Genomic DNA, 19,294 nt, shown 5'->3' with positions numbered 1-19,294 from the left:
TCTCATCGTGGTGCGCACCTTCCGGTCGTCTGATCCACCAGGTCGACAGTGAGCGGCGTACCGTCGGCACCGTCGACCTTCAGTGCGATTCCGCACAGATAGAAGTTGAAGAACGACCCGTACGAGCCGACGCGGATCAGCTGCTTGTAGTTCGAGGGCATGGACGCGAGAATCCGATCGAGCTCACTTTGTTGCTCGATCAGCGGATTCAGGCTTGCGTCCAGATTCGACAGGTTTCCCGCGATGTCCGGGCGAACTCCGGCGAGGAGATCGGCGAAGGTGCCTGATGCGGTGTTCACACTCTCGACGGCAGTCCCGATCATCTCCCTGTCCGCCGCGAGCCCGCTGACCAGCTGTTGTAGGTGATCGAGAGTGTCACTGAACTGACCACCGCGGCTGCGCAATTCACTGAGCACACCGTCGAGGTTGCCGATCACTCGACCGATCAGTTGGTCGCGGTCTGCGAGAGTGTTCGTGATCGATCCGGTGTGCGCCAGCACCGATGCCACAGTTCCGGACTGGCCTTGAAACACCTCCAGCAAGGACATCGACAACGCGTTGACCTGCTCCGGGTCCAGGGCTTGAAACAGCGGCTTGAAACCACCGAGTAGCGCATCGAGGTCGAGTGCCGGTGCGGTGCGATCGACGGGAATGCTCTCGCCCTGTGGCTGCGGTTCCGCGATCCCCGGATCGTCGAGCAGTTCGAGGTATCGATTACCCACCAGATCCTGATATCGAACAGCGGCTCTGGTCGATACAGTCACGGTGTCACCCGTATCCACACTGAAACTCACGTGGGCACGGTGATTCCCACCGAATTCGACGGAGCCGACAGAACCGACCGGCACACCCGCGATGCGCACCTTGTCGCCGGCTCTGAGCCCGGAGGCGTTGACGAACTCCGCCGAGTACGACCTCGCGTCGCCACCTCGCATCTGGCCGAACACGAGGATCAGCCCGGCGTTGACGAGGATCATCACCAGAACAAAAATTCCGAACTTGACGGTGTACCCACGAACTTTCATCGGATCTCCGTCCCGAACAGGTAGCTCATCAGATCCGGGACCGTGTTCATCGGTTGCCCACCATTCGGCTGACGCTCGGGCGCAAACGGATTCACCCCGGTATCGGTCACCAGGTACGGAGCATTGACGTTCGGGTCGCGCAGTGGAAGACCCATACACTGCGGGCCACCTGTTGCCGCGACCTTCGGAAGGTCGTCGGGATATCGGTACGGTTCGGTTCCGGCGATCAGACCGATCGACATCTTGATTCCTGGTTGTCCGTTGTAGGCGCCGTCGCCGATCTTCTTGCTCTCCTGCAGTCCGTGGAACATGCAGGGAATCACCGGGGAGTATTCATCGAGCAGTGCGGTGGTCGGCCGCAGTAACGACAGAACGGTGTCGATACCGTCGGCGTTGGCTCCCAGTACATCTTCTCCGGTGCGGGCGACCCCGATCACGTTGAGCAAGAGGAGATCAAGATTCTGCTGCTCGTCGAGAACAGTGGTTCCCGTCGTCGTGAGCGAGTCGAGGGTGTCCATCAAGTCGAGAACAGCGTCGCGGTAGGTCTGTGTGACGGCTGGTAAATCAGTCAACACATGATCGAGAGCCTCACGTGCAGTGTTGAATTCGAGCAACGAGGAATCTGCTTGTTCGAGTGCGACCCCGAGCCGTTCGCCGCGTCCTTGCAGAGCAGTCGAGAGGGCACCCAATGTCGAATCGAGCTTGCCCGGGTCCACCGTCCGGAGCACGGTGGTGAGTTTCTCGAACACCGTGTTCAGCTCGACAGTCACCCGGGATGCGTCGATCGTCGCCCCGGCGGCAAGTCGCGCGCTGCTCGGCTGCTCCGGCGAGGACAGGCTGACGAACTTCGCGCCGAAGGCCGTGTTCGACGTGATCGCCACATCCACGTTTGACGGAATAGATTCGAGCGCTTCGGGATCGATCGACAACGACAGTTGTGCGGTGGCGTCGTCAGTCGGCGTGATGGACTCCACCGAGCCCACGGTCACCCCGGCCATCTTCACCCGCGCGCCCGGATCCATCACGAGCCCCGCGCGCTCCGCTATCACCGTGATCGGGACGCGAGCGACAAACACCTGGTTGAAAGACGCGACCGACAAAGCGATGACCCCGACGATCGCCGCAGCCAAGCCCAGAGCAGCCAACTTGTAGCCGTATCTGTGCACGCAGTCCCCCTAACCGGACAGATTGAAGTTGCCGGAACCGCCGTAGAGCGCGAGTGAGACGAGCAGGGTCACCGCCACGACGCAGATCAGCGAGAGCCGAACCCCGCGGCCCACTGCAGTTCCCACGCCCGACGGTCCCCCGGACGCGTTGTATCCGTAGTACGTGTGGATCAGCATCACCAGTAGTGCCATCACGAGCACTTGAACGAAGGACCATGCGACGTCGACCGGATCGAGGAACGTCGTGAAGTAGTGGTCGTAAAGACCGGAGGACTGACCGAACAGCACGACCGTGGTGAATCGTCCGGCCAGAAATGATCCTACGAGCGCCAGTGAGTACAGCGGCAAGATCGCGATCATCCCTGCGGTGACGCGGGTGCTGACGACGTACGGGACCGAACTGATCGCCATCGATTCGAGGGCGTCGATTTCCTCACTGATGCGCATGGCACCGATCTGCGCGGTCGAACCTGCTCCGATCGTGGCCGACAGGCCGATTCCCGCGATGACCGGCGCAGCGATACGAACGTTGATGAAGGCGGAGAAGAATCCGGTGAGCGCTTCGACTCCGATATTTCCCAGCGAGCTGAAGCCTTGGATCGCAATGGTGCCGCCCGAGGCTAGAGTCAGAAAACCTACGACCGCAACCGTGCCGCCGATCACTGCCAAAGCTCCGGTGCCCATGCTGATCTCGGCTACCAGCCTCAACACTTCTTTCGGGTGTTTGCGAATTGCCCACGGGATGTGAGCGATGGCGCGCGCGAAGAAGACAGCTTGTCGCCCGACATCGTCGATCGAGCGTGACGTTCGAGCCACCCGCGCCCGCGTGCGTCCGAACTTGCCGATTTGTGCCAGCGAATCCGACAGCGTCACCTCGATCACCCCGCCGTCAATCGGATGCCGACCGCGGTGACGATGGTGTTGACGACGAACAACGCCATGAATGCGTACACCACCGTTTCGTTGACGGCCTCCCCCACGCCTTTCGGCCCACCCCGTACCGACAGTCCGCGATAGCAGGCCACCAATCCCGCCAGCATCCCGAACAGTGCAGCTTTGACCATCGACAACGCCACCTCGGGCAGGCCGGTCAGCAACGTGATTCCCTCGACGAAGGCGCCAGGGTTCACGCCCTGGAGAAACACCGAGAAGGCGTAACCGCCGGCGATGCCGATGACGCAGACGAGTCCGTTGAGCAGCAAAGCCACCACGGTCGACGCGACCACCCGCGGAATCACCAACCGATTGATCGGATCGATCCCGAGCACCTCCATGGCGTCGATCTCTTCACGAATCGTTCTCGATCCCAGATCGGCGGCGATGGCTGTCGCGCCCGCACCTGCCACGATCAGCACCGTCACCACCGGACCGACCTGAGTCACGGCACCGAGCGCGGCCCCGGCGCCGCTGAGGTCGGCGGCACCGATCTCGCGGAGAAGGATGTTGAGGGTGAAACTCACCAGGACCGTGAACGGCACGGCTACCAACACTGTCGGCACGATCGACACCCGGGCGATCATCCAACTCTGCTCGAGAAACTCCTGCACCTGAAAGCGGGTGCGGAACAAGCCCACTGCGACATCGGCGCCCATCCGGTAGAACTGGCCGAGTTCGCGCATCGGGCCCGCAAGTGCAACTCTTCCGCTGTACACGTCAATGCCCCGAAGGACATGACGTGGAGTTGCCGTAGTCGACCTTGAATTCCTTGATCCCATTGAGCCAACCGGACGAGAGCCTGCTCGGATCGCCGAGCTTGCTGATGTCGGGCATGTGATCGGCGATCTTGCCGAAGATCAGATCGACCTCCATTCTGGCCAGGTTGGCGCCGACGCAGTAGTGCGGTCCGGTTCCTCCGAACGCGAGGTGCGGGTTCGGGTCTCGGGTGATGTCGAAGACGTCGGGGTTCTCGAAGACGGTTTCGTCGAAGTTCGCCGAGCCGTAGAGCAGTACGACACGCTGCCCCTTCGCAATCGCCGTGCCGGCAATCTGTGTGTCCACCACTGCTGTTCGTTGCATCGACGTCAGTGGCGAAGCCCAGCGGATGATCTCGTCCGCGGCGGTGCGCGGACGCTCACGCTTGTACAGTTCCCACTGATCCGGATGCTCGAGAAATGCCATCATGCCGAGTGTCGTTGCGTTGCGCGTCGTTTCGTTGCCTGCGACAGCCAACATGATGACGAAGAAACCGAACTGTTCCGGGGTGAGTTTCTGTCCGTCGATGTCGGCATGCACCAAGCGCGAGATGATGTCGTCGAGCGGTTCCTCCCGTCTCGCCTCGGCCAGTTGATAGGCGTAGCCCAGGATCTGCGCCGACGCCATCCGAGACTCGCCGGCGAGCGACTCGTCGTCGTATCCCGTCATCTGATTCGACCATTCGTACAGCTGACGGCGCCCGTCCTGCGGTACACCGATCAGATCCGAGATCGCCTGCATCGGTAACTCGCTGGCGACCTGGCTGACAAAATCACCGCTACCTTCCGCCACGGCAGCCGACGCTATGTCTTCTGCCCGCGCTTCCAGCCCGGCCCGCATCGCTTCCACCGACCGCGGAGTGAACAAGCGCGCCACCAACTTGCGCAGCTGTGTGTGCTCAGGGGCGTCCTTGTTGATGAGGACGTGTTTTGTCGCCTCCAACTCCTCCGCCGAGATGTTGTCTTCATGCCGCGGAATGCAGCCGTTGACGTTGCTCGAGAACTCCTCGCTGCGCAACGAGACGTCGCGGACGTCTGCGTGGCGGGAGACAACCCAACAACCACCGTCGTGAAATCCGCCGGTACCCGGTTCCTGGGCGTTCCACCAGACCGGAGCGCATCGTCGTAGTTCGGCGAACTCGGCAAGCGGGACGCGCTCGCCGTACAGATGCGGGTCGGTCACGTCGAACCCGTCGGGAAGGTCGATCTCAGGCATTGCAGATGCTCCTTTACGGATGGGTGCCGGGTGCCGGGTGTTGCGTGTGAGCGCTAGTCGATCCGGTGGACCGGGTCGCTGTTCTGTGAGAACTCCTTGGCCCAGCGGTAGTCCGGCTTGCCGCTCGGCGCTCGAACGACCTCGTCGGCGATCCAGAAGGAACGTGGAATCTTGTAGCCGGCAAGCTGAGTGCGGGTGTGTTTTTCGATGGAATCGAAATCCGGTTCCACACCATCGCGGACGCGGAGCACCGCCGCCACCCGATTGCCCCACCGCTCGTCGGCAATGCCGATCACTGTTGCGTCGTAGATGTCGGGATGGGCCTTCACCACGGCTTCGACCTCTTCCACGAAGACTTTCTCACCGCCGGTGTTGACCACCATGTTTCCCCGGCCGAGGAGAGTGACCGAGCCGTCGTCCTCGATCCGCGCTCGGTCTCCGGTCACCACTGCCCGCGCGCCGTTCACCTCTCGGAATATCTCCGCCGACTTCACCGGATCGTTGTAGTAGCCCAGTGGGACGTTGCCGAGTTTCGCCAACCATCCTTCGGCCCCCGAACCCGGCTCCAACACACGGTTGTCGTCGTCGACGACGACCGTGAATCTGTTGGCGCCCACTTTGGGTCCGCCACGCTGCTCGAGCCCTTTGGTTGCGAATCCGATTCCGCCGAAGCCTGTTTCGGACGATCCAACCGAATCGGAGATCATCAGATTCGGAAAGACGTCGAAGAACGCGTCTTTGACCGATCCGGAGAAGAGCGCAGCGCCGGAGGCGAGCACGGCCAGGCTCGACGCATCCGGTTGCAATTCGTGATGGGCTTCGACCAGTGGACGGCCCATGGCGTCGCCGGTGATGACCATGACCTGCGGGCGATATTCGGCGACGACTTTCCAGACCTGTGCCGCATCGAACTTCGGTTCGAAGATGACGGTGTTTCCGGAGAACAGAGCGTTGAACGTCGGCATCAGTGCCGAGGTGTGGATCAGCGGTGGAAGCATGCACCACCGCATCGGTTCGGCTGCCGCGGCGCCACCGCGCGACTGCTGGTACTCGTCGGCGATCGGCTCACCCGAATAGAAGTCGTAACCGCCGGCCAACACGCGCCAGATGTCTTCCTGCCGCCAGACGACGCCTTTCGGTCGTCCGGTTGTTCCGCCGGTGTAGAGAACGTAGACGTCATCGCCGGAACGCTCGGGAAAAGCATGTTCACCTACGCGCAGCGGGGATTGGTTGCCGAGCGCATCCTCGTACGCCACTGCCCCCGGAATCGACGGTTCGTTCCCGAGAGCGAGTTCGTCCGCCGCCTCGATCACGTACTTGACCCGCGGCGCGGACACCAACGCCTCGGCGACCCGCTCAGCGAAACCACGATGGAAAACCAACGCCGTGAGATCCGCATTCTCGTACAGGTAAACCAATTCGTCGCTCGTGTAGCGGTAGTTCACCGTGACGGGAACGCCGCGGATCTTGAAGGCCGCGAGGACAGCAACCATCGCCTCGATCGAGTTGTGCAGTTGAATACCGATGTGCGAACCGACACCCAACCCGACGGACTGGAAGTAATGCGCCAATCGGTTGGCCCGCTCGTCGAGCTCACGGTATGTCACCTCCTCGCCGGAAACGATCAGCGCGAGGCGATCGGGCATCACATCGACGGAATGCTCGAACAGGTCTGCAAACGTGTACGCCATAGGTTGAGTCCTTCGGGTTCGGCCGGTCAGACGACGAAGAGAGGCAAAGGGATTCCGCGATCTTCGAATACGAATGTCGCGCCGGTACTGACCTTCGTAATGGCGACTTCGACGCATTCCGGAGCGGGAGCTTCGGTGATGTCGACGGCCAGAAGGAGCCCCGCGGCATCTTCGGCCACCACTCTCACGGTGAAGTGCGGATTCACGCCGCGGACCAAAGCCTGGAGGGGATCGAGGTGCTCGCTGCCGAGCAAGGTCGGCCAACCGCCGTCACGGTCGACAAGAGCGTCTCGCGAGATCCACAGCTCCAGAGCACCGCCGTCCGGTCGGATCTCACTCTCCACATACTGCTTCGGATTCAGCAAGGGATGCACGGACAGGACCAATGCCAACGATTCCAGAGTCGAAGGAAGCCCGAGCGCATCTCGAATACGCTGTGCCGCAACTCCCGCGATTCCGGTCAATTGCTTTCGCGTGATCTCGCGCGCCTTGTCTTCGTCGGCACGGCGGCGAACCGCTGCCAGAAAGCCCAACGCCAACAGATGATGCTGCACGCAGATCTCCTCTGCGATACGAACCAAGGCCGATCGCGAGAAGTCGGAAAATCTCAGGTCGGACAACAACGGACCCGAGTAGTCCGCCTTACCGTCCCCACCGTGATCGATCGGGCTCAGCTCGACCGTCACCGCGGCGGTGCGTCCGATCTGCTCGGTGTGCGCGGTCATCACGGGAGGCGTGTGCGACGGGTCGATGGAAACGGTCCAGGCGCAGTGCGGATGTCGGTCCGCGGGCCTGCGCGGTGGTCGGTGAATCGGCCGGATCTGGGCGTGCGGGTTGGTCGCGATGGCCGTCGCATCGAAAGTCGGATCCTCGATGTCGTGACACATCGAGGTCACGAACTCATCGCCCAACGGCTCGACGTCCATGAGTGCTCCGCAATGATCGAGCCAGAATTCACCGTGCAGCGGATCGTCGACCCGGTATCGAAAGTCCATGAACTGTGGCGGAGCGCCGATGTCGAGTTGTAACCCTTTGAAGATCGTCACGACGTCGTCGCCCTCGTATCCGAGAGCCTTCTGCATGCGGCGGGTGTACCAGGGGCTGGCCGATTCCCACTCCTCGACGGCCACGTGCGCCATACCCTCGCGTCCGAATTCGACGATCAGATGCGCCATGCCCGAGCGATCGATCAGCTGCCCGCACAGGAGCAACTCGGGCACCAACACGGCAAGGTCGCGCTGCGAGAGTGTCTCGAAGGAATCGCGCACCGTCATCGGACTCACCACAGCGGGACCGGCGCGGTGCCCACCGGATACCAGCCCGGTAGCGGGTCGCCCGAGATCGATCGCTGGATCCGGCCCTGCATCCCCTTCGAGAGAGCGTTGTTGCCGATCATCTCCATGAACAGTGCCGACACGTTCCCGAAGTCGAAGAAGTCACGCTGCCAGGACCATTGGAAGTCCCCGCCGTAGCGGAACCAACTACCGCCGATACCGTAGACGGAGTAGTTGCTCCCGTCCTCACGCTTGGCATCGGAAATCTGCTTCCACAAGCCGATCACGTTTCCGCTACGTTCGTCGATCACAAAGTCTTGATACGGGTACTCCCAGCCTTCGAGGCCCTTCATCTCGAGGCCGAGTGCGACTTCGCGAATCTCCTCGCGCCCCACCGCCATGAAATCCTGCTTGGGACCGTAGTTCCACCCGTACGTGGCGTCCTCGGTGTACATGTCCGCCAACGGTTTCCAATCACCGGCGGCTTCGGCCTTCTTGTTCGCCTCGATCCAGCGTTGGACCATCTCGTCGAGCTCTGCGCGGTCGAAACCGGTCATCTGAACTTCCTCCCTCGAGTACTTGAATTCGCTGCAATCAATCGACAATCCGCTGTAATCAGTCGACAATTCTCAGGGCGCCGGTCGGGCAGTACCTGACCGCCATCTCAGCTTCACCGCGGAGAGACTCGGGCGGGTCCGAGTCCAGAAGACTGACCTTCCCCCGCTTCGGGACGACAAAGATCTCCGGTGCCTCGAGCTCACACGCCGCATGGCCTTGGCACAGGTCGAGGTCGACTTCGACGTGCATGATCACCCCTCACGCCCGGGACGTGTTCTGCGCCGGTACCTCACCGCGCACGGCTGCTGCAACTGCACGACCATCTTGCTGTGGTCGTTTCGGTAGGACTCCGACGGCTGCGCCATCTCGAACTCGAAGTCCCGCAGCAGGATCGAGAAGATCGCTTTGAGCTGCATCTGGGCGAATGCAGCACCGACGCAGCGATGCCGGCCGGCTCCGAACGGAATCCACGTCCAGCGGTTGACGATGTCCTCTTGATTCGGGTCGATGTACCTCCCGGGATCGAAGGTGTCCGGTCGGGGGAAGTCCTCGGCGATTCGATTGGAGATCGCGGGCGTCGCAGCGACAAGATGGCCCTCTCGGATCTCGAAGCCGCCCACTTCGAAATCTCCACGTGCCACCCGCAACAGGATGATCAACGGCGGATGCAGTCGAAGGGTTTCCTTGACCACAGCCTCGAGAACCGGAATCTGGCGCAGGGCATGAAAACTGATGTCGGCGCCGTCGGAGTACAGATTGTCGAGTTCGTCGACGACGTCCGTCATGGTGTCGGGATGCCGCAACATCTCGATCAGCGACCACGCTGCCGTGCCGGAAGTCGTGTGGTGGCCGGCGAACATCATCGAGATGAAGATGCCGGTGATCTCGTCGGCACTGAACCGGAGGTCGCCGTTCTCGTCCTTGACCGAGACCAACACGTCCAGCATGTCGCGGTCCTCCTTGCCCTGCGGAGGATTCGCGATGCGCCCGTTCATGATGTCCTGTACCAGAGCAACCAACGCCAACCTGGCCTCGTCGCGGCGGCGGAAACTCTCGATCGGCGCGTACGGATCCACGAAAGCCAATGCATCCGTTCCCTGTTCGAGTTCGTGATACAGCTTGGCGAAGCTATCGTCCAGTTCGTCGCGGAACTTCTTGCCGATCAGGCACGCCGACGAGGTATAGATGGTCAGCTCGGCGAAGAAGTCGAGCAGATCGATCTCGCCTTCGTCTCCCCACTGCGCGACCATCGCCTCGACCTCGCGGCCGATCGTGGCGGCGTGCCCGCGCATCTGTTCGCCGCGCAGAGCCGAGTTGTGGAGCATCTCTTTACGCCGCTCCGGGCTGGCATCGAAGACGACGCCTTCACCGAATATCGGCTTCATGAAGGGGTACGCAGCTTGTTGGTCGAGATCCTCGTCGGTGGAGCGGAAGAAGAACTCGTTTGCCTCGGCTCCGGACAGCAAGATCACTGTGCGGTCGGCAAGTTGAAAGGCGCCGACGTCACCACATTCCTCACGCACCCGGCGCATGAGCGCTATCGGGTCGGTTCGCAGTTCCTCGAGGTGCCCGTGCGGGAGATCCCCGCCGGACACCCGCGGTGGCTCGGGCAGTGTTCGCGACGTCTCCTGCACTCCGTGCGTCATGTCGTCTCCTGTGAGTTCGCAGTGGGAAGTTTGTCCAGTGGTGCCTCGGGCTGAACTTCGACGAGCACGATGTGTGCTCCTCGCGGCGCCGACACAACGGCGACGATGGCATTGGCGATGTCCGAGGCGCGCAGAAAGTAACCATGGCGGGCGAACCCCCACTTACTCCACGATTCCCCAACCGGTCCGATGATCTCCGGCGTCGTGTCCATCCCCATGCCGGTCAGTGTCGGCCCGGGTCGCACGATCGACGCGCGAATGCCTGTTCCTTCGAGCTCCATTCGCATCTGGCGCCCCATTGCTTCGATCCCGGCCTTGGCCGCGTCGTAAGCACCCATGAGTGGACGCTGGCGCTCGGCACAATCCGAGCCGATCAGTACGAAGTCACCGCGCTGTCGTTGCCTCATGCCGGGGAGTACGCGATGCGCCAATCGCTGCGCACCAACGAGGTGGACTTGGATCTGCCGTGAAAACGCCTCTGGATCCATCTCGTCCGCAGCCCCGAATTCGAGGTCACCGGCACCGGAGACGACCATTTCGGTGGGACCGTGGACTGCCTCTGCGGCCGAGACGAATCCGTCGACCGAATCACCGTCCGTGACGTCGAGGAAGTGGGCAAACGCTTCACCACCATTGCTGCGGATCTTCTCGGCGATGGCTTCGCATTCGGTGACTCGACGCGCACCGAGCGCCACCGGATGGCCGAGTTCGGCCAGGGCATACGCAGTAGCGGTGCCGATTCCCGACGATGCACCACTGATCAATGCCGGCCGGCGAACTGGATTGGGTTCGAAACGAGGCATCAGCGCACCTGCACTTTCACCGGCAGGGCCGCAAAGCCCCGGACGTTTGTCGAATGAACACGCTCGATTCCGGACTCGTCGACTTCGTAGTCGCTGACCCGACGCCCGAACTCTGCGAGGGCGATCTTGGCTTCGAGCTTGGCAAGGTGGGCACCGAGACAGAAGTGCACGCCACCACCGAAACTCGCGAGTTTTCCCGACGAACTCCGGCCGATCTGGAAGCTGTCGGCATCCTCGAAGACGTCGGCGTCTCGGTTGGCCGATCCGATCAGGAGCAGGACCTTCTCCCCCGCCGGAATGGTGCGTCCGTGATATTCGAGGTCGACAACCGAAGTCCGAGCCACGATCTGGCTCGACGTGTCGTAGCGAAGAGTCTCTTCCACCCATTCCGAGGCTCGTTCGGGATCGTCGAGAACCGGTGTGATCTGCTCCCTGTGGTGCGAACCCCAGTACAGAGCGTTTCCGAGAAGCTTGGTCGTGGTCTCGTTTCCGGCCACGACCATCAGAAACATGAATCCGAGGATCTCCTGGTCCGAGAGTTTGTCTCCGTCGATCTCGGCATCGAGCAAGGCCGAGGTCAGATCGTCCGTCCGCGATCGGCGACGCTGCGCGATCATCTCCTTGTAGTAGCCCATCAAACTGATCGAAGCCTCCACCGCAGGTTGCGGCACGTCGAGAACACCCGCCTCTCGATGCACCACCAGATCCGCCTTGCGCCGCAGTTCGGCCCTGTCGGGTTCGGGAACCCCCATGAGTTCGGAGATGACGTCCATCGGCAGCTTTCCCGCCAGCTCCGTAATCCAGTCGAACTCCCCCGCGCCCAACGCAGGTACCAGATGTTGCTTCGTGAGTTCGAGGATCCGGCCGTCGAGCTCCGCAACCCGTCGCGGCGTGAATCCGCGAGAAACCAACTGGCGCAACCGCATATGGCGGGGATCGTCCATCGCGAGAAACGACATCACATAATGCGCGTGTGGACCGTAGGCTGCTGGGTCGAGCGATACCCCGTTGGCGCTCGAGAGACGCTTGTTGTCCTTGAATCCGTCGACCACGTCCGCATATCGCGACAACGCCCAAAAGCCAACGTCCGGATTGTGATACAACGGTGATTCTTCGCGCAGACGCTTGTACGTCGGATACGGATCGTCGTGAAAGTGGTAGTCGTACGGATTGAAGACCACCGGATCGATCAAAGCTTCTGTCATGATTTCTCCAGGATCAGTAGAGCTGAGGCCTCGAGGCGTCCAGCGATTTGCGCGTAGGTTCCGTAGCCGATCCCTGCTCGCAGAAGCGCCCCGGCATAAAGCATTTCGAGCGCTTCCAACACTTCGGGTTCGCCATTCGGATCCAACGCCGAAGCGAGTCGTTGATGGATCTCGAGTCCGATCCGCCCGCGAAGATGTTCCACTTCAGGATCGGATCCGAGCAGTGCATTGGTCACGGCGGCCGATACCTCCGGTTCGTCCGCGAGAAGCAGCGCGATGTTTCGAAGTACAGACAGCACGTGCGCGGTGCGATCCAACCCTGAGCCATCAGGCGCCGACGAGTTCTGAAGTCTTCGCCAGAAAACCTCTGCGACCAGATGCTCCTTGGACGCGAAATACGTGTAGGCGGTCGCAGTTCCGACACCCGCTTCGGCCGCAACCGAACGGACAGTCAGTCCGGAAAACTCTTGTTTGCGTAGAACTTTCACTGTTGCTTCGGCAAGCCTGGCCACAGTTTCCGCCTGTTTGCCCGTGAGGCGCCTGCGAGTGGATTCATAGACAATCGATCCCCCGCCACTTGAATCGCCCCGTTTGCTGGACACGTGTCTGGACGTTACTACAGCGCCCTGTCCAGGGCAACGAAATGGGGAAACTTCGAAAATTCACCACTCACAGGCAGCCACGAAGCGAAAAGTTCGACTACAGACCGATCTTCATCCCGGCACCAGCGTCCACGCGCAGTTGCTGGCCGGTGACGAATCGCGACTCGTCCGAGGACAGGTACACGACCGCATGCGAGATGTCCGCGGGCTCGACCCACGGGGTCGGCATCGCCTGCATGAACGGGAACGTCACTGCCGCATCCTCGGCGGTCGGATTCTCGAGGTCGGGACGGAACGTCCGGTACATCGGCATGCTCTGCAACATGTCGGTGTTCACGTTGGTCGGATGAATCGCGTTGACGCGAATGGAACTCGGCCCGAGAGTCAGTGCCAACGAACTGGTATATGCCTGAATCAGCTTCTTGGCCAGTCCGTATCCGTCGCCACCCGGACCCTGGAGCGCCTGCTGCCCGTTGAATCCGGTCTGTGGCACCAGACCGGCAACAGAGCCGATCGCGATGATCGAACCCCCTTCGCCGAGGTATTCCATCGACGCGTGCACTGTATTGACGACACCGAGAAAGTTCACATCGAACGCGTCGACGAAACCGGCAGTCGACACGTGCTTGCCGAGCGGACAGATACCGGCGTTCGCCACGACGACATGCAATCCGCCCAACTGACCTACCGCCTCGGCAAGTGCCGTTTCGAGTCCGGCGCGATCGCGGACGTCGACACGGGCCGTCACCACCTGCTGTCCGGTCTCTTTCACCAGTCGAGCCGTTTCCTCGAGATCGGCAGGACTGGCGAGCGGGTATTCGTTGCTGGCGATGTCTGCGCACAGATCGAAGGCGATGATGTGCGCGCCCTCCCGTGCGAGATGAACGGCATGACTGCGCCCCTGACCTCGAGCAGCACCGGTCACCAGCACCACTTTTCCGTCAACTCTGTTCATTTCGACCTCTCTCCCGTGAATGTGAAGGCGTGTACGTGAAGGCGTGCATGTGAAGGCGTGGTTGTGAATGTGCGGTGAACCGTAGCCGCGCCGCCCCGGACACGAGGCGCTTTTCACCGAAGCAGATCCCGAGACGCTCTCGAAATCTCTTATGCCCCAGAAACCATTGCCTCAACCACGAGTGTGAACTAGAGTCCAGACACATGTCCAGAAAGAGAGGGTTCGCGTTATGACGCTTCGACCCGCAGACAGTTCTGCACTTCTCGTCGACGGAAAGCTGGTTCCCGGATCCGGTGGAACCTTCGAAGTTTTCAACCCGGCCACCGAGGAACTGATCGGCCGTGCGGCCGAAGGCACCACCGCGGACATGGATGCGGCCATTGCCGCGGCGCGCCGTGCGTTCGACGAGACCGAATGGGCACGCGATCACGGGTTTCGCGCTCGCTGCCTGCGCCAACTGTGCGACGCACTCCAGTCCCACATCGAGGAGTTGCGTGAGATCACCGTCGCCGAGGTCGGCGCACCCGTCATGCTGACGAGCGGTCCGCAACTCGAAGGCCCGATCGAAGATCTTCGCTACTGGGCTGACCTGATCGAAACCTATTCGTGGGAACAAGATCTCGGGCACGCGTCACCCATGGGGATTCCGACCCATCGCCGACTGCTCAAGGAAGCGGTCGGCGTCGTCGGCGCAATCACACCGTGGAACTTCCCGCACCAGATCAATTTCGCCAAACTCGGCCCCGCCCTCGCGGCCGGCAACACCATCGTTCTCAAACCCGCGCCGGACACGCCCTGGTGCGCCGCGCTGGTCGCCAAGGTGATTGCAGAAGAAACCGAGATCCCGGCGGGCGTCGTCAACGTGGTGACGTCGACAGATCACTCTCTCGGCGCGCAGCTGTGCAGCGATCCGCGCGTCGATCTCGTGTCCTTCACCGGTTCCACCGCCACCGGACGCACGGTGATGGCCACGGCCGCGCAAACCCTCAAGAAGGTCTTCCTCGAACTCGGGGGCAAGTCCGCATTCATCGTCCTCGACGACGCGGACATCAAGGGTGCATGCTCGGTTGCCGCGTTCTCCGTGTGCGTTCATGCCGGTCAGGGATGCGCACTCAGTACCAGACTTCTCGTGCCGCGCGCTCGGTACGAAGATGCTCTGGCCGCGGCCTGCGCCGCGATGGCGGGTATCCGAGCCGGTGACCCCAGCGCGCGCGGAACGGTGTGTGGTCCGATCATCTCCGCGCGCCAGCGCGCCAGGGTGGAGAGCTACCTCGCCCTCGCGGTCGAAGAGGGCGGCACGATCGTGACGGGTGGAGGCCGACCCGACGATCACCAGAGCGGCTTCTTCGTCGAACCCACTCTCATTGCCGGGCTGGACAACTCGTCTCGCGTAGCGCAGGAGGAGATTTTCGGGCCCGTTCTCGTGATCATTCCGTACGACAACGACGACGACGCTATCCGGATTGCCAACGATTCCCCCTACGGCCTGTCCGGGTCGGTGTGGGGCGCCGATCCCGATCGCGTCGCGCACGTCGTTGCCGGTGTCAGAACCGGAACGCTGAGCGTCAACGGCGGCGTCTGGTATTCGGCCGACGCACCGTTCGGCGGCTACAAACAATCCGGGATCGGCCGCGAAATGGGCCTCGCCGGTTTCGAGGAATACCTCGAAACCAAGCTCGTCGCTTCACCTTCCTGACATTCCACACCCTCACCCCCACACCTTCACCACAGAATCATCACCACGAAAGTAGGTCGACATGGGACGTTTCGACGGTCGCACCGCGATAGTCACCGGAGCAGCGCAGGGTATCGGAGAGGCGTATGCCCGCGCTCTGGCTGCAGAGGGGGCCAACGTGGTCGTGGCGGACCTCAATCGCGAACTCGGTGAAGCTGTCGCCAAGCAGATCACGGCGGACGGTGGAAGTGCCGTGTTCAAGGACGTCGACGTCGCCGACGGGGAGTCGACTGCGGCACTTGCCGACTTCACGATCGAGCAGTTCGGTAGCATCGAGCATCTGGTGAACAACGCTGCCATCTACGGCGGAATGAAGATCGATTCCCTGTTGACGGTGGACTGGGACTACTACCGAAAGTTCATGAGCGTCAACATGGACGGCGCATTGCACGTGTGCCGGGCGGTCGTACCTCATATGCGCGCGAAGGGCGGTTCGATCGTCAACCAGTCCTCCACAGCAGCCTGGCTGTACTCGAATTACTACGGACTCGCGAAAGCCGGCGTCAACAGCCTGACACAACAACTCGCGACCGAACTCGGCTGGTCGAACATCCGGATCAACGCCATCGCTCCCGGTCCCATCGATACGGAGGCGACTCGAACCGTCACCCCCGGCAACATCGTCAAGGACATGGTAAAGCGAATCCCGTTGCAGCGCATGGGAACGCCGGAGGATCTCGTCGGCATGTGCCTGTTCCTTCTCTCCGACGACGCAGGCTGGGTGACCGGGCAGATCTTCAACGTCGACGGAGGCCAGGTGTACCGGTCATGACGGAATCGGCGCCGAAAGCCAGCGCTTCGAAAACCAGACTGGGATACATCGGCCTAGGCAACATGGGCGCGCCGATGGCGCAGCGCCTCCTGGACTGGCCGGGCGGACTGGTGGTGTGTGATGCCCGCGCAGAAGCGCTCGAACCGTTCACCACTGCGGGCGCGAGCGCAGCATCGACGCCCGCCGACGTTGCAGCGCAGGCGAGCATCATCTCCGTCACGGTGCTCGACGACGCGCAGGTACGCGAGGTTGTGTGCGGGCCGCACGGGATCCTGTCGACCGCACAGCCAGGCACTGTCGTCGCGATTCACTCCACTATCTCGGACACCACGGCGGTGGAACTCGCTGACATCTGTCACCAGCGTGGTGTTCTGCTGGTCGACGCGCCGATCAGTGGCGGTGCCGGCGGCGCAGCGCAGGGCAGGCTGGCAGTGATGATCGGCGGCTCCGACGATGCGTTCGAAGCCGTCCGCGAGCCCTTCGGATCCTGGGCCGAGCTGGTGGTTCACGCCGGTGACGTCGGCGCGGGAACGCGAATGAAGCTCGCACGCAACCTTCTTCACTTCGTCTCGTTCACCGCCACGACCGAGGCCGCGCGACTCGCCGAAGCAGCAGGACTCGATCTCCGCACGCTCGGAAAGGTCGTCAGGCACACCGATGCGATCACCGGTGGCGCGGGCGCGATCATGCTCCGCGACACCACCGCACCGGTCTCGGATGACGACCCGTGGTTCTCGATACTGCGGCATGTTCGCAATCTCGGGGAGAAGGACTTGGCCTTGGCCATCGACCTCGGTGATCGGCTAAATCTCGATCTGCCGCTCGCGCACCTTGCGCTCGCCGGACTCGGTGCCGGTCTGGGCGTCGGGAATGACAGCGAAGACAGGCCGGCCGAACCTTCAACGGCATCTTCGGCATCTACTACTCGGGAGCACGCATGACCGACACCACTCACATGACCGATGCCGGTGGAACCGACGAAAGCCGCATCTCCGAGGCCCGCGCTCGTGGCGTCGCGAAGATGAACGAGGTGTACGGCTGGAAGCTTCCCGCCGACGTTCCCGGCGACTTCTTCGCGGTCACCGCCGACCACCTCTTTGCCGACATCTGGACGCGACCGGGACTGTCGGTGCGTGACCGACGACTACTCCTGATCGGTGCCATCACCGCCCAGGGGCAGAACGATGTGGCAAAGATCCAGATCAACGCTGCTCTCCACAACGAGGAGTTGACCGAGCAGCAGTTCGAAGAGGCCGCGATCTTCCTATGCCACTACGTCGGCTGGCCGCTGGCCACCGGACTCAACAATGCGCTGATCGCCGTGAAGGCCGACAGACGTAAAGCCGCGCGCGCCAAGGAGAAGGCCGCAGCCGATTCCGCGAAAACGGACACCGACTGACTTTCGATCGAGATACTGCCATCAGGGCATCAATCACACCCACCGATTCCCCCACCAACCAACCAGAAGAACGAAGGATCCGAATCCATGGCCGAGGCCAGCTCAATCCGTCCGCAGTCCGCCGCAAGCATCGAGCAGTGGCACTTCGAGGCTGACGTCGTCGTCGCCGGCTACGGCATTGCCGGAGTGAGTGCTTCGATCGAGGCCGCGCGAGCGGGCGCCGACGTGTTGGTGCTCGAGCGCACGAGCGGCTGGGGCGGCGCTGCGGCGCTGGCAGGCGGATTCATCTATCTGGGCGGCGGGACCCCGTTGCAGCAGGCACTCGGGTTCGAGGACTCCCCCGCCAACATGAAATCGTTCATGATGGCCGCACTCGGTCCCGGCGCCGACGAGGAGAAGATCACCGACTACTGCGAAGGCAGCGTCGAGCACTACAACTGGCTCGTCGACAACGGTGTGCCGTTCAGGGAAAGTTTCTACGGCCAACCCGGCTGGGAAACACCCTTCGACGACGGACTCATGTATTCCGGCGGCGAGAACTCGGCACCGTTCAACACGATCGCGACACCGGCCCCTCGCGGGCACGTGCCGCAGATGAGCGGCAAGCGCACCGGGGAGAAGGGCGGTGGTTTCATGTTGATGAAGCCACTGATCGAGACGGCCGAAAGCCTCGGCGTACGAGCAGAATACGACATGCGAGTCCAGCGCCTGGTCGTCGACGGAGATCGAGTAGTCGGCATCATCGCCAAGCAGTACGGCAAGGAAGTGGCAGTTCGAGCACGCACGGGTGTCGTACTGGCGACGGGAAGCTTCGCCTACAACGAAGCGATGATCCAGTCGTACGCCCCACGGCTGATCGGGCGCCCCGGTGCGGCTATCGAAGAGCACGACGGCAAGGCCATCCAGATGGCGCAGGCACTCGGGGCCGACCTCGCACACATGGACGCAACCGAGGTCGCATTCTTCGGCGACCCCCAGTTGATGATCCGCGGCATTCTCGTCAACGGGCGCGGCCAGCGCTACGTCAACGAAGACACGTATCCGGGAAGAATCGGCCAGGAGACGCTGCTGCGCAACGAGAATCAGGCCTACCTGATCATCGACGAAGCTTCCTACGAAGAGGGCTGCGCCGCCGACAGTTCCACACCGTTCTTCAGATTCCAGCCCAAGTGGGTGGCCGAGACCGTCGAGGAACTCGAATCCGACATGGGCCTGCCGGAAGGCACCCTTCAGTCGACCGTCGAGGTCTACAACCGGCACGCCGCCCGTGGTGAAGACCCGGTACTCGGTAAGAAGAAGGAGTGGGTCAAGCCGATCGGCTCACCCGTCGCTGCGCTCGATCTTCGCAATTTCACCGCCGGATTCACGCTCGGCGGCCTGCGCACGTCGATCAACTCGGAGGTCATCCACGTCTCCGGCGAACCGATCCCGGGTTTGTTTGCCGCTGGACGCTGCACCGCCGGCGTCTGCGCCGGTGGATACGCCTCCGGAACGTCCCTCGGTGACGGCAGCTTCTACGGGCGACGCGCGGGAATCAGCGCTGCCAAGGGCTGAGC

At 62.2% G+C, this 19,294-nt stretch carries 19 protein-coding genes; 5 read left to right on the top strand and 14 right to left on the bottom strand.

The genetic code is table 11. The features are described 5' to 3' along the window. Positions 1-2: 2 nt before the first annotated feature. From EEB12_RS27715 to EEB12_RS27650, 14 genes are all read right to left on the bottom strand, one after another. Positions 3-1,025 carry an MCE family protein gene (locus EEB12_RS27715; RefSeq protein ID WP_141488882.1) on the bottom strand — a complete coding sequence of 341 codons (1,023 nt, stop codon included), beginning with the start codon at positions 1,023-1,025 and terminating at the stop codon, positions 3-5. Then, the gene (locus EEB12_RS27710; RefSeq protein WP_021334006.1) at positions 1,022-2,191 is read right to left on the bottom strand and encodes an MCE family protein; all 1,170 of its coding nucleotides are present in this window, start codon (positions 2,189-2,191) and stop codon (positions 1,022-1,024) included. Before EEB12_RS27710 ends, EEB12_RS27715 begins: the two co-directional genes overlap by 4 nt. Before the next feature lie 9 nt (positions 2,192-2,200). After that, positions 2,201-3,073: an MlaE family ABC transporter permease gene (locus EEB12_RS27705; protein WP_003944051.1), complete on the bottom strand. Its 873-nt coding sequence runs from the start codon at positions 3,071-3,073 to the stop codon at positions 2,201-2,203. Next, on the bottom strand, positions 3,070-3,810 hold the full coding sequence (locus EEB12_RS27700; RefSeq protein ID WP_021344419.1) for an MlaE family ABC transporter permease: 741 nt from the start codon (positions 3,808-3,810) through the stop codon (positions 3,070-3,072). The genes EEB12_RS27705 and EEB12_RS27700 overlap by 4 nt, the downstream gene beginning before the upstream one ends. 34 nt (positions 3,811-3,844) lie before the next feature. After that, positions 3,845-5,098: a cytochrome P450 gene (locus EEB12_RS27695; protein ID WP_047888955.1), complete on the bottom strand. Its 1,254-nt coding sequence runs from the start codon at positions 5,096-5,098 to the stop codon at positions 3,845-3,847. A 53-nt stretch (positions 5,099-5,151) separates the two neighbouring features. Beyond that, the gene (locus tag EEB12_RS27690) at positions 5,152-6,789 is read right to left on the bottom strand and encodes an acyl-CoA synthetase (RefSeq protein ID WP_141488881.1); all 1,638 of its coding nucleotides are present in this window, start codon (positions 6,787-6,789) and stop codon (positions 5,152-5,154) included. Between the two features lie 26 nt (positions 6,790-6,815). Further along, positions 6,816-8,063 (bottom strand): hypothetical protein, encoded by a 1,248-nt coding sequence (locus EEB12_RS27685; protein WP_141488880.1) that lies wholly within the window; start codon positions 8,061-8,063, stop codon positions 6,816-6,818. A 5-nt stretch (positions 8,064-8,068) separates the two neighbouring features. Further along, positions 8,069-8,620, bottom strand: coding sequence for a hypothetical protein (locus tag EEB12_RS27680; protein ID WP_020907944.1), 552 nt, complete (start codon positions 8,618-8,620; stop codon positions 8,069-8,071). A gap of 58 nt (positions 8,621-8,678) precedes the next feature. After that, positions 8,679-8,870 (bottom strand): ferredoxin, encoded by a 192-nt coding sequence (locus EEB12_RS27675; RefSeq protein WP_020907945.1) that lies wholly within the window; start codon positions 8,868-8,870, stop codon positions 8,679-8,681. Positions 8,871-8,872: 2 nt separating this feature from the next. Then, positions 8,873-10,267 carry a cytochrome P450 gene (locus EEB12_RS27670; RefSeq protein ID WP_019748680.1) on the bottom strand — a complete coding sequence of 465 codons (1,395 nt, stop codon included), beginning with the start codon at positions 10,265-10,267 and terminating at the stop codon, positions 8,873-8,875. Beyond that, on the bottom strand, positions 10,264-11,070 hold the full coding sequence (locus tag EEB12_RS27665; RefSeq protein WP_141488879.1) for an SDR family oxidoreductase: 807 nt from the start codon (positions 11,068-11,070) through the stop codon (positions 10,264-10,266). Before EEB12_RS27665 ends, EEB12_RS27670 begins: the two co-directional genes overlap by 4 nt. Further along, a complete protein-coding gene (locus tag EEB12_RS27660; protein ID WP_141488878.1) occupies positions 11,070-12,275 on the bottom strand; it encodes a cytochrome P450 in 1,206 nt (401 codons plus the stop codon). The genes EEB12_RS27665 and EEB12_RS27660 overlap by 1 nt, the downstream gene beginning before the upstream one ends. After that, entirely contained in the window at positions 12,272-12,838 is a 567-nt protein-coding gene (locus tag EEB12_RS27655) for a TetR/AcrR family transcriptional regulator (protein WP_024487471.1), read from the bottom strand. The genes EEB12_RS27660 and EEB12_RS27655 overlap by 4 nt, the downstream gene beginning before the upstream one ends. A gap of 136 nt (positions 12,839-12,974) precedes the next feature. After that, positions 12,975-13,832, bottom strand: coding sequence for a mycofactocin-coupled SDR family oxidoreductase (locus EEB12_RS27650; RefSeq protein ID WP_019748684.1), 858 nt, complete (start codon positions 13,830-13,832; stop codon positions 12,975-12,977). A 229-nt stretch (positions 13,833-14,061) separates the two neighbouring features. Here EEB12_RS27650 and EEB12_RS27645 point away from each other — a divergent pair, with 229 nt between their 5' ends. From EEB12_RS27645 to EEB12_RS27625, 5 genes are all read left to right on the top strand, one after another. Beyond that, a complete protein-coding gene (locus tag EEB12_RS27645; RefSeq protein ID WP_141488877.1) occupies positions 14,062-15,528 on the top strand; it encodes an aldehyde dehydrogenase in 1,467 nt (488 codons plus the stop codon). 61 nt (positions 15,529-15,589) lie between these two features. Beyond that, positions 15,590-16,339: an SDR family oxidoreductase gene (locus tag EEB12_RS27640; protein ID WP_007728639.1), complete on the top strand. Its 750-nt coding sequence runs from the start codon at positions 15,590-15,592 to the stop codon at positions 16,337-16,339. Continuing rightward, positions 16,336-17,280, top strand: coding sequence for an NAD(P)-dependent oxidoreductase (locus EEB12_RS27635; protein ID WP_141488876.1), 945 nt, complete (start codon positions 16,336-16,338; stop codon positions 17,278-17,280). Before EEB12_RS27640 ends, EEB12_RS27635 begins: the two co-directional genes overlap by 4 nt. After that, positions 17,277-17,738 carry a carboxymuconolactone decarboxylase family protein gene (locus EEB12_RS27630; RefSeq protein ID WP_141488875.1) on the top strand — a complete coding sequence of 154 codons (462 nt, stop codon included), beginning with the start codon at positions 17,277-17,279 and terminating at the stop codon, positions 17,736-17,738. Before EEB12_RS27635 ends, EEB12_RS27630 begins: the two co-directional genes overlap by 4 nt. A gap of 87 nt (positions 17,739-17,825) precedes the next feature. Further along, positions 17,826-19,292: an FAD-dependent oxidoreductase gene (locus EEB12_RS27625; protein ID WP_141488874.1), complete on the top strand. Its 1,467-nt coding sequence runs from the start codon at positions 17,826-17,828 to the stop codon at positions 19,290-19,292. Positions 19,293-19,294: the final 2 nt, after the last annotated feature.

It is taken from the genome of Rhodococcus sp. WS1 (genome assembly GCF_003797745.1).
Lineage (GTDB): Bacteria > Actinomycetota > Actinomycetes > Mycobacteriales > Mycobacteriaceae > Rhodococcus_F > Rhodococcus_F erythropolis.
This window is presented reverse-complemented; position numbering and strand designations above follow the sequence as displayed.